The organism is Collinsella sp. AF14-35 (assembly GCF_003464565.1).
Taxonomy (GTDB): domain Bacteria; phylum Actinomycetota; class Coriobacteriia; order Coriobacteriales; family Coriobacteriaceae; genus Collinsella.
The window spans coordinates 1-14584 of sequence record NZ_QRZD01000035.1 but is presented as its reverse complement, the minus strand read 5'-3'; the positions used below and the strand labels follow the sequence as shown (position 1 = coordinate 14584).

At 58.5% G+C, this 14584-nt stretch carries 13 protein-coding genes; 10 read left to right on the top strand and 3 right to left on the bottom strand.

What is annotated here, in order from left to right:
* Window positions 1-257: 257 nt before the first annotated feature.
* The 3 genes from DWW12_RS09155 to DWW12_RS09145 are packed head-to-tail and all read right to left on the bottom strand — an operon-like array spanning window position 258 to window position 4929.
* Window positions 258-2114, bottom strand: a complete 1857-nt coding sequence (locus DWW12_RS09155; RefSeq protein ID WP_117855785.1) for an ABC transporter ATP-binding protein — start codon at window positions 2112-2114, stop codon at window positions 258-260.
* On the bottom strand, window positions 2114-4483 hold the full coding sequence (locus DWW12_RS09150) for an ABC transporter ATP-binding protein (RefSeq protein WP_117637027.1): 2370 nt from the start codon (window positions 4481-4483) through the stop codon (window positions 2114-2116). The genes DWW12_RS09155 and DWW12_RS09150 overlap by 1 nt, the downstream gene beginning before the upstream one ends.
* Window positions 4480-4929: a MarR family winged helix-turn-helix transcriptional regulator gene (locus DWW12_RS09145; RefSeq protein WP_117855784.1), complete on the bottom strand. Its 450-nt coding sequence runs from the start codon at window positions 4927-4929 to the stop codon at window positions 4480-4482. The genes DWW12_RS09150 and DWW12_RS09145 overlap by 4 nt, the downstream gene beginning before the upstream one ends.
* Before the next feature lie 250 nt (window positions 4930-5179).
* On the opposite strand from DWW12_RS09145, the gene DWW12_RS09140 reads away from it, so the two are divergent.
* From DWW12_RS09140 to DWW12_RS09100, 10 genes are all read left to right on the top strand, one after another.
* Window positions 5180-5929, top strand: coding sequence for an SDR family NAD(P)-dependent oxidoreductase (locus tag DWW12_RS09140; protein ID WP_117855783.1), 750 nt, complete (start codon window positions 5180-5182; stop codon window positions 5927-5929).
* A 108-nt stretch (window positions 5930-6037) separates the two neighbouring features.
* On the top strand, window positions 6038-7054 hold the full coding sequence (locus tag DWW12_RS09135) for a 2-keto-3-deoxygluconate permease (protein WP_117790516.1): 1017 nt from the start codon (window positions 6038-6040) through the stop codon (window positions 7052-7054).
* 466 nt (window positions 7055-7520) lie between these two features.
* A complete protein-coding gene (gene pflB, locus DWW12_RS09130; protein WP_117637024.1) occupies window positions 7521-9572 on the top strand; it encodes a formate C-acetyltransferase in 2052 nt (683 codons plus the stop codon).
* Between the two features lie 85 nt (window positions 9573-9657).
* Window positions 9658-9909, top strand: a complete 252-nt coding sequence (gene grcA3 / locus DWW12_RS09125; protein ID WP_055252439.1) for an autonomous glycyl radical cofactor GrcA3 — start codon at window positions 9658-9660, stop codon at window positions 9907-9909.
* Between the two features lie 438 nt (window positions 9910-10347).
* Window positions 10348-11202: a DegV family protein gene (locus DWW12_RS09120; RefSeq protein WP_117855782.1), complete on the top strand. Its 855-nt coding sequence runs from the start codon at window positions 10348-10350 to the stop codon at window positions 11200-11202.
* A 174-nt stretch (window positions 11203-11376) separates the two neighbouring features.
* The gene (pflA, locus tag DWW12_RS09115; RefSeq protein WP_117855781.1) at window positions 11377-12195 is read left to right on the top strand and encodes a pyruvate formate-lyase-activating protein; all 819 of its coding nucleotides are present in this window, start codon (window positions 11377-11379) and stop codon (window positions 12193-12195) included.
* A 240-nt stretch (window positions 12196-12435) separates the two neighbouring features.
* The gene (locus tag DWW12_RS10090) at window positions 12436-12570 is read left to right on the top strand and encodes a hypothetical protein (RefSeq protein ID WP_255413212.1); all 135 of its coding nucleotides are present in this window, start codon (window positions 12436-12438) and stop codon (window positions 12568-12570) included.
* A 78-nt stretch (window positions 12571-12648) separates the two neighbouring features.
* Window positions 12649-13389 (top strand): 5'-methylthioadenosine/S-adenosylhomocysteine nucleosidase, encoded by a 741-nt coding sequence (gene mtnN, locus DWW12_RS09110; protein ID WP_117855780.1) that lies wholly within the window; start codon window positions 12649-12651, stop codon window positions 13387-13389.
* Window positions 13390-13427: 38 nt separating this feature from the next.
* Window positions 13428-14018: a ribosome biogenesis GTP-binding protein YihA/YsxC gene (gene yihA / locus DWW12_RS09105; protein ID WP_055252447.1), complete on the top strand. Its 591-nt coding sequence runs from the start codon at window positions 13428-13430 to the stop codon at window positions 14016-14018.
* A gap of 93 nt (window positions 14019-14111) precedes the next feature.
* A partial coding sequence (locus DWW12_RS09100; RefSeq protein WP_147345492.1) for a DUF3990 domain-containing protein occupies window positions 14112-14584 on the top strand: 473 nt, incomplete at its 3' end.

Genomic DNA, 14584 nt, shown 5'->3' with positions numbered 1-14584 from the left:
GCGGGGCATTCCCCGCCTCTTACACCACATCTCTGCGCGCTACCGCATACAAGCTACAAGAGCGGTGTTTTGGGTCGTTTTGGATGTTACTAAAAAAGTAACAGTACTCATATTTGCCATTTTTTGTCCACGGGGCCTTGAGGGAGGGCGTCAATCAGGTCCCAGGGGAGGCGGTTCGAGGGCTGCAAAACAAAAACGGGGACGCAGATTGTCCTGCGTCCCCGTTCTAGGGCGTTATTCGTTCCCTGCGGCAGAATTTACGCCGCTTCGTCGAACTGCGAGTTGTACAGGTCGGCGTAGAAGCCGCCCTGGGCGAGCAGTTCGTCGTGTGTGCCCTTCTCGACGATGTCGCCGTCGCGGATCACCAAGATCACGTCGGCGTTACGGATCGTGGACAGGCGGTGCGCGATGACAAAGCTTGTACGGCCTTGCATCAGCGCATCCATGGCGCGCTGAATGAGCTCCTCGGTGCGGGTGTCCACGTTGGAAGTCGCCTCGTCTAGAATCAGCGCCGGGCGGTCGGCCAAAATGGCACGGGCGATGGTCACGAGCTGGCGCTGACCCTGCGACAGGTTAGTGCCCTCCTCGTTGATCATAAAGTCGTAGCCACCGGCGAGCGTATGGATAAAGTGGTCGCAGCGTGCGGCGCGTGCGGCGGCCTCGACCTCGGCGTCGGTCGCATCGGGGCGTCCGTAGCGGATGTTCTCGCGGATGGTGCCGTTAAACAGCCAGGTGTCCTGCAGCACCATGGCAAACTCGCCGCGCAGCGCCGCGCGGTCCCAGTCGCGCACGTCGACGCCTTCGACGCGCAGCGAACCGCCGTCCACGTCGTAAAAGCGCTGCAGCAGCTTAATGAGCGTGGTCTTGCCGGCGCCGGTGGGGCCGACGATGGCAATGGTTTGGCCGGGCTGCGCCTCGCAGCTAAAGTCGTGGATGATGGTCTTGTCGGGCGTGTAGCCAAACTTGACATGGTCGAACTCCACGTGGCCGGGGCGCTTTTCGGGAATCTGCGCGTCGGCCTTTTGCTCCTCCTCGGGCGCGGCCAGGAACTCAAAGACGCGCTCGGTGGCAGCGGCCATCGACTGCATCGTATTGCTCACGTTGCCCAGTTGCTGTACGGGTTGCGTAAAGTTGCGAACGTACTGGATAAAGCTCTGGATGTCGCCGGGCGTGGCATTGCCGGTCAACGCGAGCTGTGCGCCCACCACGACGACGCCCACATAGCCCATGTTGCCCACCAGGCTCATAAGCGGCATCATCAGGCCCGACAGGAACTGCGAACGCCAGCCGCTAATAAAGAGTCGGTCGTTTTGACGGTCGAACTCCTCGATCGAGGCCTCGGCGCGGTCGAACACCTGAATGACATTCTGGCCGGCAAAGTCCTCCTCGATAATGCCGTTGACGGCGCCCAGGACTTGCTGTTGCTCGCGGAAGTACGGCTGCGAGAAGTGAATCATCACGGTCAGGATAATCGCGGCTGCCGGCAGCGTGAGCACGGTGACGCCGGTGAGCGGCAGACTGATCGACAGCATCATGACGAGCACGCCGATAATCTGCGTGACAGACGTGATGAGCTGCGTCACGCTCTGGTTGAGCGACTGGCCGAGCGTATCGACGTCGTTGGTGATGCGACTGAGTACGTCGCCCTTGCTGTGGCCGTTGAAGTAACTCATCGGAACGACGGCGATCTTGGCGGCGATCTCCTTGCGCATGCGATAACAAATCTTTTGCGTGACGCCGGTCATGAGCCAGCCTTGGATCAGGCTGCAGACAGAGCTCGCCAGATACAGACAGAGCAAAAAGCCGAGCGTCTTGGCGATCCAGGCAAAGTCGACATCGCCGGTGCCGTTGACCTTGGCAACCAAGCCCTCGAACAGCTTAGTCGTAACCTGGCCGAGCACCTTGGGCCCCACAATGTTAAAGATGACCGAGCACACGGCAAAGGCGACGGCGGCAAACACGGCAATCTTGTGCTGGCCGATATAGCCGAGCAGCTGCCTCATGGTGCCCTTAAAGTCCTTGGCCTTTTCGCCACGGCGCATGCCACCCATGCGGCCCATGGGACCACGCTGGCGGGTGGGCTTGGGAATCTGAGTCTTGGTCTCGTCTGCCATTAGCGCTCGCCTCCTTCCATGACGGCTGCAATTTCTTCTTGGGTAAGCCCCAGCTCCTCGGCGGAAAGCTGCGACTGTGCAATCTCCAGGTACGCCGGGCAGCCGTGCAGCAGCTCCTCGTGCGTGCCGGTGCCCACTACGTGACCGTCGTCGAGCACGATGATCTGGTCGGCGTGCATGATGGTCGCGATGCGCTGGGCCACGACCACGAGTGCGGCGTCGGTGACGTTTTTGGCCAGCTCCTCGCGCAGGCGCGCGTCGGTCTTGTAGTCGAGGGCGCTAAACGAGTCATCGAACACCACGACCTCGGGCTTTTTGGCCAACGCGCGGGCAATGGCCAGGCGTTGGCGCTGACCACCCGAAATATTGGAGCCGCCCTGGCTGATGGGGGAGTCGTAGCCGCCCTCGCGCTCGGCGATAAAGTCCTCGGCCTGGGCGATGCGTGCCGCCTGGCGCATATCATCATCGCTCACCATGTCGCCGGCAAACTTGAGGTTGCTCTCGACGGTGCCCGAGAACAGGCGACCCTGCTGCGGGATGTAACCAATGCGGTGGCGCAGCTCGGAAAGGGTCATGTCGCGCACGTCGATGCCGTCGAGCGAAATGCTGCCGCCCGTGACGTCGTACAGGCGCGGAATCAGCTGCACGAGCGTGGACTTGCCCGAACCCGTTGAGCCAATGATGCCGAGCATCTGGCCGGCATGTGTGGTGAAGTTCACGCCGCTGATGACATCGGCGCGGGCATCGGGGTACTGGAAGCTCACGTCGCGGAAGGTGAGCTCACCGCGCGGCGCGCTGGCTGCGGGCAGTTTGGGCGAGGCAGGGTCGTTGATGCTCGTGGGGCAGGTGATGACCTCTTCCACGCGCTCTGCTGCGACCTCGGCGCGGGGCAGGATAACCGAAACCATGGTGAGGATCATAAACGCCATGACGATCTGCATGGTGTAGGAGATGAACGCCATCATGTTGCCGACCTGCATCACGCCGTCGGACACGCCCTGCGCGCCAAACCAGACGATAAGCACGGTGATGCAGTTCATGACGAGCATCATGAGCGGCATCATAAAGCTCATGGCGCGGTTGGTGTAGAGCTGCGTGGTCATCAGGTCGAGGGACGCCTGGTCAAAGCGCTCGAGCTCATGCTCCTCGCGGTTAAACGAGCGGATGGGCATAAGGCCGTCGAGCAGCTCGCGGGCGGTAAGGTTCACGCGGTCCACAAAGCTCTGCATCTTTTTGAACTTGGGCATGGTGAGGCCCATAAGCACGCCGACGACGGCCGAGACCGCGATGATGGCCACGGCGATGGTCCACTCCAGGCCGGTGTGGTTGGCCAGGACGCGCATGACGGCGACGATGCCCATGACGGGCGCCATGAGGCACATGCGGATAAACAGGGTTGCGGCCATCTGAATCTGCTGAATGTCGTTGGTGCAGCGAGTGATGAGCGAGGCCTGGCTAAACTTGCCCACCTCGGCCGGCGAGAAGTGCATGACCTTGTTGAAGGTCTCGCGGCGCAGGTCGCGTGCGATGGAACAGGCGGTGCGCGAGGCCACGGCGCCGGTTAGGATGGTGGCGACCAGTGAGATCAGGCACAGACCAAACATCGTGGTCGCCATGCGGCCCAGGTAGGCGTTCTGCACGTCGGCGGGGTCGATACCCTGCGCCTTGTACTCGTCTTGCACATAGCTCACGGCGCGTTGGGTCACGATGGAGCCCGACATGGAGCCCATTTTGTCCGCCATTTCATTGGCGCCCTCGACGAGCTTGCTTTGGTCTACCAGACCGCCCTCGACACCTAGGCGCAGACTCTTCATGGTGATCTTGCCGCCGTCGGCATCAATCTGCTTTTGCATGTTTTGCGCCGCTGTGGCCTTCTGCTGCATCTCGGCGAGCTGCTCGGGCGTCATTGCCGCCATCTGCTCGGGGGTGGGCATGGCCTGGGCGCCGCCGCCATTGCTTGCCTCGGTGGATGCGCCGGTCATGTCGCCCATGGAGCTGGCGTCGATGCCCTGGTTGAGAGAAAGGACGACGGTCTCGGGCAGGCTCATAATGTCGGCAATCTTGCCGCCATCGGCACGCTCTTCCTCGGTGCCCTTGTACGTTCGAATGCCTTTTTTGTCAGCCTTGCTAAACACGGCCTCCACAGCTTTGGCGTCCTTGGTGCTCATAAAGAGCTCAAGGTCATCGAGTGATTCGGCACGAATGGTGTCGGGCACGGGCGAGGCGATGCCGCCTTGCTGTACGCCCACGTCGACGATGTCGCTCATGTAGGTAGGCAGTGCCAGATCGGCGTTGCAGCTGATTACGATAAGTACGATAGCTGTGAACAGTGCCAGGACATGCTTTTTAAAGAGCTTGAGAATCCTCACTCGGCATCTCTCCTTTCTTGATTGCGGTCGATAATTTCGTTGAAACGCCTTAGAAGGCGCACCATCTCTTGGGTATCTGTTTCGCCGAGCTGCTCGAGGAAGGCCGCGGTGCGTTCCTCGAATTCCCGACGTTTGATTTCGAGATTCTGGAATCCCTTATCGGTCATCGTGACGTGTACACGACGACGGTCGGTCTTTGAGTGCTCGCGCTCGACCCAGCCCTTGGCTTCGAGAGTGCGTAAGATATTGGCGATGCGGGCACTCGAGACCCAGGCGCGATTTGCGAGTTCGCTCGGCGTGAGCGAACCGCCGGCGAGCATGAGGGCGCGCATGACAGCCATCTCGCCGCCGAGAGCTTTGTCCGCAGAGCGTGAAATGCGATGATGCATGCTGACAAACTCAGTTAAGAGCTGACGCCCAAGCTCATGGAAATCGGTATCTTCCACCGAAAACCCCTAACACTAGAAACTATTTTCGGTGAAAGATGATACCCGCATATTCGGGCCTCATTCAGTGGGCAATATAAAGAGCGCATAAAGAGTTAAAAAATTCAATTGCTGAAGCGTTTCAAAGAACTATTATGCCCGCGGTTAGGCGAGGGGTTGTCACCACCATGACGACTGGGACTCATTTATCGCCACGTGCGATGCTCCAACTTCCCGCAAGGAGACACCTTATATAAAGGGGGATGGAGTCATGGCATTTGACTTCACGGGCAAGACCGCGATTGTCACGGGTGGCACTCAGGGCATTGGCCTCGAGATCGCCAAGGGCATCGTCGCGGGCGGCGGACACGTCGCGCTCATCGCAAGGAACGCTGCCAAGGGCGAGGCCGCTGTGACCGAGCTTGGCGAGGGCAACAAGTTCTATCAGCTCGATGTTGCCGATGCGCCTAAGGCGCGTGAGACCGTCGAGCAGATTTTTACGGACCTGCCGCAAACCAACATCCTGATCAACTGCGCTGGCGTCATCAGCACCAAGAAGTTCGACGAGATCGATGACACCGAGTGGCGTCGCACCATCGACATCAACCTCAACGGCACCTTTACCATGATGAACGCCGTGTACCCGCACTTTAAGGCGGCCCATGCCGGCACTATCGTCAACGTGAGCTCTGTTGCTGGCAAGATCGGCGGCGGCCTGCTCGGCACCGCTGCCTACGCCAGCTCCAAAGCCGGTGTTAACGGTCTAACCAAGGCAGTCGCCAAGGAAGGCGGCAAGTTTGGCGTCCGCTGCAACGCCGTGTGCCCGTCGCTCACCCTTACCGATATGACCTCGATTCTCTCTGACGAGAACTCTCAGCGCATCATCAACGGTATTCCTCTGGGCCGCGCCGCCCAGGCCAGCGAGCCTGCGCAGATGGTGCTCTTCTTCGCTTCCGACCTCGCTAGCTTCGTGAACGGCGAGATCGGTGACTGCGACGGTGGCATCGTTCTGGACGGGTAATACCCCGCGACGTTAATTCGGCGACGGCTCCTGCGACTCGGGACCGTCGCCTTCTTTCTGACAAAGGCGCGTGCGGCTACGATTCGCATGCATCCAAAGGAGATATATATGAGTGAATCGACTGCGGTGGAGGCGCCGGCGGCAAAGGAGCCGTTCTTTAAGATGTCCTCCATCCCGGGTGCCAATATTTTGGTGCCGCTTTTGTTGGGCTGCCTGCTCAACACGCTGTTCCCCGATCTGTTCAAAACGCTCGGCAGCTTTACGCTCGGCATGACCCAGCAGGGCGCAGGCCCGCTTGTTGGCGCTTTTTTGCTCATCGTCGGTACGACGATTTCGTTTAAGAGCGCTCCTGCCGCCGCTGCCCGCGGCGCCATCATCATCGCCGTCAAGCAGATCGTGGTCGTTGCCGTGTCGCTGCTCATCCTTTATGTATTCAACGACAACCTGTTTGGCATCTCTGCCATGGTGATGCTGGCCGCTTGCACCGGCGCCAACAACGCTATGTACGCTGGTCTGATGGGCACCATGGGCAATGAGGCCGAGCGTGGCGCCGTCGCCATCACCACGCTGGTTGTCGGCCCTCCGGTCACGATGATCGTGCTCGGCGCTGCCGGTCAGGCTCCGATCGGCTGGTCGCTCGTGGGCGCCATCCTGCCGATCGTCGTCGGCATTATTCTGGGTAACCTCTTCCCCAGCTTTAAGAAGATGATGGCACCGGCACTTTCCGCCATCATCGTGCTCGTCTTCTTTGCCATGGGCTCGACCATGACCTTTGGCCAGCTCATTAATGGTGGTCTTCCCGGTATTCTGCTCGGCGTGATCTGCTCGGTGGTCTTTGCAATTCCCGTTATCGCGGTCGATAAGCTCACAGGCGGTACGGGTGTCGCAGGTGCGGCCATTTCGAGCTGCGCCGGAGCCAATGTGGCCACGCCTGCTGCCATGGCAAGCGTCAACGAGGCCTTGTACGGCGGTGTGGTGCTCGCGACGGCCACGGCACAGGTTGCTGCCTGTGCAATCGTGACTGCTATTTTGACCCCGCTGGTCACCAGCTGGTGCTACAAGCATTTTGAGGGCCAGCAGAGCAACAGCAAGGCAACGACCGACAAGGCCGCCTCAGCCGCCTAATGCCAAGCGGCAATCAAAGCTAAAAACTAGTCACGCCACAGGGCGGCCACGGGGGATCCCGTGGCCGCCCTGCAGTTTCTGTAGGGTCTCTGGAACACTTTACCCTGCTAAAGCTGGCATAACAGCTAGAGTGAACGTCGTACAAAGGCAAGGAAAAATACCAAACAAATCGGTGAACGGTAGTTGTTCGCGCTCGCATTTCCTGCGGGTTTGTAAAAAACGCCTTTATGATATAAAAAAAGAAACATATAACAGCCCAGATGGAGAGGGTCGCTATGTTATCCTTCTCAAACGGGTGAAATCTTGGGTTTTGGGTTGTAGTTCCAAGGTGGACAAACGTTTTCCCTGCACCAACGTGTGGTGAAGAACGGAAGAAGCCGGTAGTGCAAGCCGAACATTCAAGAATTCAATAAGCAGCGGTGTGAGAGAGCGCCGCATTACACGTAACTAGGAGCGTGGTTACACAATGCAGGAGGCATGGGAAGGCTTCAAGGAAGGCATCTGGACGGGAGAAGTTGACGTCCGAGACTTCATCCAGAAGAACTACACCCCCTACGAGGGCGACGAGTCGTTCCTCGCCGGCCCAACCGAGCGTACCAAGGAGCTGTGGGGCGAGGTTCTCGACCTGCTGCTTAAGGAGCGCGAGCAGGGCGGTGTCCTCGATATGGACACCAAGACCGTTACGGGTATCGTGAGCCACCCCGCTGGCTACATCGATAACGCCCACCGCGAGAAGGAGACCATCGTCGGTCTCCAGACTGACAAGCCGCTCAAGCGCGCGCTGCACGTCAACGGTGGCATCCGCATCGCTTGCCAGGCTGCCAGCCAGCACGGCTATAAGGTCGACGAGAACGTTGTCGAGCGCTACACCTTCGAGCGCAAGACCCACAACGCTGGCGTCTTCGATGTTTACACCCCCGAGATGCGCGCCTGCCGCTCGGCCCACATCATCACCGGTCTGCCCGATGGCTATGGCCGCGGCCGCATCATCGGCGACTACCGTCGTGTTGCCCTGTACGGCGTCGACTACCTGATCAAGGACAAGGAGGCCCAGAAGGCTTCCACCCCGACGGTCATGACCGCCGACAACATCCGCGATCGTGAGGAGCTGCAGGAGCAGATCCGCGCCCTCGGCGAGCTCAAGATGATGGCCGAGACCTATGGTTTCGACATTTCCAACCCTGCTACCAACACGCAGGAGGCCATCCAGTGGATGTACTTCGCCTACCTCGCTTCCGTCAAGGAGCAGAACGGCGCCGCTATGTCCATCGGCCGTACCTCCACGTTCATCGACATCTACGCTGAGCGCGACCTTGCCAACGGTACCTTCACCGAGGAGCAGATCCAGGAGTTCGTGGATCACTTCATCATGAAGCTCCGCATGGTCAAGTTTGCCCGTACCCCCGAGTACCAGGCCCTGTTTACCGGCGATCCGCAGTGGGTCACCGAGTCCATCGGCGGCATGGGTGTTGACGGCCGTACGCTCGTTACCAAGATGAGCTACCGCTACCTGCACACGCTCGAGAACATGGGCACCAGCCCCGAGCCCAACATGACCGTTCTGTGGTCGACCCGTCTGCCCGAGAACTTCAAGAAGTTCTGCGCCAAGACTTCTGTCGCCAGCTCCTCGATTCAGTACGAGAACGACGACCTCATGCGCGTCTACCACGGCGACGACTACGGCATTGCCTGCTGCGTGTCCTCCATGCGCATCGGCAAGGAGATGCAGTTCTTCGGCGCCCGCGCCAACCTGGCCAAGTGCCTGCTGTACGCACTCAACGGCGGTGTTGACGAGGTCTCCAAGAAGCAGGTCGGCCCCAAGTATCGCGCCGTCGAGGGCGATACGCTCGATTACGACGACGTTGTGGCCAAGTACAACGACATGATGAAGTGGCTCGCTGGCGTGTACGTCAACTCGCTGAACATCATCCACTACATGCACGACAAGTATTGCTACGAGCGCATCCAGATGGCTCTGCACGACAAGCACGTGCACCGCTGGTTCGCTACGGGCATTGCTGGCCTTTCCGTCGTGGCTGACTCCCTGTCCGCCATCAAGTACGCCAAGGTCCACCCCGTCCGCGACGAGAACGGCATCATTGTCGACTTCGAGACCGAGGGCGAGTTCCCCAAGTACGGTAACGACGACGACCGCGTCGACCAGATCGCTCACGACGTTGTGCACCAGTTCATGGAGTACATCCGCATGAACGACACCTACCGCAACTCCGTGCCCACGACCTCGGTTCTGACCATCACCTCCAACGTCGTGTACGGCAAGAAGACCGGTTCTACGCCTGATGGCCGCAAGGCTGGCCAGCCCTTCGCCCCGGGTGCTAACCCCATGCACAAGCGCGATAGCCACGGCGCCATCGCTTCGCTGTCTTCGGTTTCCAAGCTCCCGTTCCGCGATGCTCAGGACGGCATCTCCAACACCTTCTCCATCATCCCGGGCGCGCTCGGCAAGGAGGACCAGGTGTTCTTTGGTGATATCGACCTTGATCAGCTGGGCGAGTAACTATTGTTAGTGCTATACTAACAATAACGATTACTGATTAGCGCGCCGGTTTCGGCCGGCGCCTATCAATCGAAGGAGACACATTATGAAGGTTTCTGAAGTTTCCGAGACTCAGGCCGATAACCTGGTCCACATGCTCGACGCTTACGCCGAGAAGGGTGGCCACCACCTGAACATCAACGTCTTCAACCGTGAGACGCTGCTCGACGCTCAGGCTCACCCCGAGAAGTACCCGCAGCTGACCATTCGCGTTTCCGGCTACGCCGTGAACTTCCACACGCTCACCAAGGAGCAGCAGGACGAGGTCATTTCGCGTACCTTCCACAACAAGTTCTAAAGGGGTTTAACTCCCGCAGGATCGCTGGGGCTGTTTGGGCTACCTCCCAAAACGTCCTCGGACATGCAAGAAGCCCTCGCTGCGCACTTCGTGCGACGAGGGCTTCTTGCGTCCTGCGGAATATTTTGGGAGGTAGCCCAAACAGCCCCGGCGGGGTCCTGTGTAGTTACCCTTTAGGCGGAACTCTCCTAATGGGTTGAGCGTTCTGGATTCTTGCTTGCTACCGTTTATCGCGTATAGCTACCGTTTGCGGAATAAGTAACACTCCTTAATAAACCGTGTAGAATCTCAGATAAGCACGGAGTTTTCCAGGGAGACGCTGTCCTTTGTTGTGTGCAAGGGGCGGCGTCTCTTTGGCGCTTGGAGGCCGTTCTGCAGCAGGACGGCGGACGTGCGTCACATATTCAAAAGCCAACGTCGAGATGGGTTGTGATGATAATGGGCAAGTACGTAATCGTGGTTGAGTCTGGTTCGGATGTGACGCCGGAGCTCTGCGAGCGCTATGGCATCGTGCGCGTGCCCATGCATGTCACGATTGGTGACGAGACCGTCGAAGACGGATCGATCGACCCGCTTGAGATTTACTCGCGCTGCAACGAGTTTGGTGTGATGCCCAAGACCAGCGGTTGCTCGCCGGCGGATTTTGCGCATGTGTACGACCGCATCCACGCCGAGCGGCCCGATGCGACCATTTTGCATCTTGCGTATTCCGAGGTTACGACCCGCTCGCATCAGTCGTCGAAGATTGCGGCAAAGGGTCGCGATTACGTCTTCTCCATGGATACGCGCTTTGTGTCGGTGGGCCAGTCGCTTGTCGCCGTTGAGACCGCCAAGTATATCGAAGCCCATCCGGATGCCACCGTCGACGAGATTTTCGCCTTTACCAATTCGGTGATGGACCGCGTGCTGCTGGGCTTTGTTCCTACGGACCTTGCCTTCCTTAAGGCGGGTGGTCGCTTGTCCAACGTCGCGTTTCTTGGCGCCCATCTGCTCAAGATTAAGCCCTGCATTGAGGTAACGGGTGGCAAATTCGTGGCGACCAAGAAGCTCCGCGGCTCTATGCTCAAATGTGCCCGTGCCTTTATTGACCACATGGTTGCGAAGGGCGATATTGATTACTCGCACATTGGTTTGGCGTATTCAGTGGGCCTTTCCGAGGAGCTGCGCGACGATATGGAAGTCTATGCGCACGACCTGGGCTTTAAGGACGTTACCTGGACTCAGGTCGGCGGCGTCATCTCGAGCCACTGCGGCCCGACCGCCTTCGGTGCGGTGCTCACGCTTAAGGCGTAAAGGCCGCAGGCGAGCGTTCTCCAGCCTGACATCTCGACGTAGCCCCCAGCCTTGGTGATGGGGGATAGATTAAAACGTGCCGTTCTAGTCCGAGGCGTTTAAACGCAAACGCATGGGCTAGAATGACTCTGGCATTTTAATTGGTTGCATCCAAGGAGAGGCAAGGTAGCGCGAATGGCAGAAATGACGCTTGAGGGTGTGGACGCTCGTCCCGAGGACTCTGCGTTTGCCCTTGGCCGCGTGCATTCGATCGAGACGATGGGAACGGTCGACGGACCCGGCATCCGCTTTGTGGTGTTTGTTCAGGGCTGTCCCATGCGCTGCGCGTATTGCCACAATCCCGATACCTGGTCGGTCAACGGCGGCACCATGGTGACCGTCGAGCACCTGATGGATGAGTTCCAGAGTAACCACGAGTTCTATCGCAGCGGTGGCATTACGGTGTCCGGTGGCGAGCCGCTCCTGCAGCCCGAGTTTTTGGCCGACCTGTTCCGTGCAATGCACAACAACCCCGATGGCCGTGTACATACCTGCCTAGATAGCTGTGGCTATGCATTTGACCCCAAGCATCCGGAGAAGTTCGATGCTGTTCTCAACGAGACCGATATGGTGCTGCTCGACATCAAGCATGCCGATCCGGTTGAGCATAAAAAGCTGACCGGCTGCGATCCTGCGCGCATCCTGGCGTTTGGCGATGAGCTTGCCCATCGCAAGATTAAGGTTGTTATTCGCCATGTGGTGGTGCCGGGTATCACCGACACGGCGGAGGAATGCGAGAAGCTCGGTCGCCTGATCGCTCCATGGCACAACGTGGTGGGCCTGGAAATGCTGCCGTATCACACGATGGGTGTCGTCAAGTACGAGCAACTGGGTATTCCCTATAAGCTCGAGGGCGTGCCCCAGATGGATACCGCGCGCATGCCCGAGCTGCGCAACGCCGTCATGGCCGGCATGAAAAAGCGCCGCGCCGAACTCAAAAACGCCATCGGCTAGCGGCACTCATTGGGGACAGACTTAAATGAGTGCCCCCGGGCACCTAGTTGATTGCTAAGGAGCCCCGTCAAGTTGCGGTGGAATAGTTCTTGTTTTTCGGCTTATGCCGCCCAAACAGGAACTATTTCACCGCAACTGCGTTTTGGGCAAAGATGCGCAACGGAATCGGTGTTTTTGCATAGAAACGCCTGTTTATTGTTTAGAGACACCTCAAACGCGACTGAATATCTTTGGAAAGAAATGCCTGCTATCGACATCGATGGCCGTACCTATGTCATGAGCGTCATGACATCGATGCCGTGGAGCGACCGCTCGAGTGAGGTTACGGCCGCGATTGCAAAGGCGCTGTTTGATACGCGAGCTGCACTGGCTTAGCGTGTTCGTTTGGCGAGGTCAAACAAAATGCTGGTACCATACCGTGGTTGAGAATTTCGTATAGGTTTGGGGAATGGTATGGCTACCATCGCGATTATCGGTGCGCTCGAAAAAGAGATCATGCAGATTAAGGAAGAGCTGAGCGACGTTTGCGAGGCACGGGAGGCAGGCTTGACCGTTGTGAGCGGCGAGCTCGACGGCCTGACAGTTGTCGCCACAACGGCGGGCATGGGCACGGTGAACGCCGCCGCTGCAACACAGCACCTCATTAGCAAGTATGCTCCGCAGGCTGTTGTGTTTTCGGGCATTGCGGGCGGTTTGAACCCCAAGCTCCATATCGACGACGTGGTCATTGGCAAACGCCTACGCTATCTGGATACCGATACCGCGCTTATCGCCGAGTCCGCACCGGGGCTTGAGGAGTTTGGTTCGACGCCCGCGCTGGTCGATATTGCCGTCGACGTGCTTGCTGAGCGTGGGTTCGTTGACGCTTCGACAAATGCAGTCGCTTCGAACGGGGGCACCAAACAGTTCCTGGTCGGCACGATTGCCACGGGTAACCGCTTTGTGACGGGCGCCGCCATGCGTAACGACGCTATCGAAGCGACGCATGCCGATTGTGTCGGCATGGAGGGCGCGGCGATTGCTCATGTCGCAACCAAAAATGGTGTCGATTGCCTGGTGTTGCGCGCTATCAGCGATAATTGTGACGAGGCGTACGATGCAATTTGCGACCGAGAGTTCGATCTGTTCGAGTACGCGCGTGTCGCAAGTAACATCACGCTCGATATCGTCCGCCGCATTGCCGCTGCGCAATAGCGCGCTCTTTTGTAAGAACCTACGACCAAGGAGTGTCCATGGCCGATTCCATTAACTACCAGCTTGCCAAGTTCGTCGCCAGCTACGGCAAGGTTTCGCAGATTCCCGAGTCCACCTGCCCCGAGGTGAGCTTTGTCGGCCGCTCCAACGTGGGCAAGTCGTCGATTATGAACAAGCTCTTTGGCCGCAAGAACCTGGTCAAGGTTTCCAGTACGCCGGGCAAGACGAGCAACATCAACTTCTTTGAGGCCGACGACGTGCATTTCGTGGACCTGCCGGGTTACGGTTTCGCCCGTCGCTCCAAGGCCGAGCGCGACCGCTGGGCCGAGCTTATCGGCGACTTCTTCGACTCCGAGCGCAGCTTTAACCTGGTCGTATCGCTGGTTGACATTCGTCACGACCCCAGCAAGCTCGACCACGACATGATCGACTACCTACAGGGCAACGAGTTCAACTTTATCGTCTGCCTCACCAAAGCCGACAAGCTCAGCCGCACCCAGCAGGCCCGCCAGGCAGCAGCCATCAAAAAGCAGCTCAACGTCCCGGCCGAAAACGTGATCATTACGAGCTCCCAGACCGGCACCGGCATCGACGAACTCAAACGCCGCATCGCCGAGGCTTGCCTCTAGTCAGGCTGCAGCTCCTCAAAAGCTCTCATCTATATCACCCCAGTGATAGTTATTGGTAAACTATCACTGGGGTGATATTTTTAGGAGGTCGATATGGAGCTTTGGCACGGGTCGGAGGTTGTTGTCGAGCATCCATCGTTGGATAAATGCAGGCAATTCAATGACTATGGGCGCGGGTTTTATTGCACACCACATGAGGAAATGGCAATGGAATGGGCATGCCGGACCGAGTCTGATGGCATCGCGAACCGATATGAGCTTGACTTAGAGGGCCTTTCGGTCTTGGATTTAGAGTCTGGGGAGTTTTCAATCCTCAATTGGCTTGCGATTTTGGCTGACAACCGGGAGTTTAATGTCTCGACGCCGCTGGCACGCGAAGGACTTCGGTATTTGCTGGACAACTGCCTGATTGATATTTCTCCCTATGACGTTATTCGAGGCTATCGCGCTGACGATTCCTACTTTTCGTTTGCAAGACAGTTCGTTAACGGCATGATTTCGCTCAGGCAATTGCAGCGCAGGTGGCGCGCGCAGACGTGGTGTAAGAGCGTCCCGAGGTCCGTCGC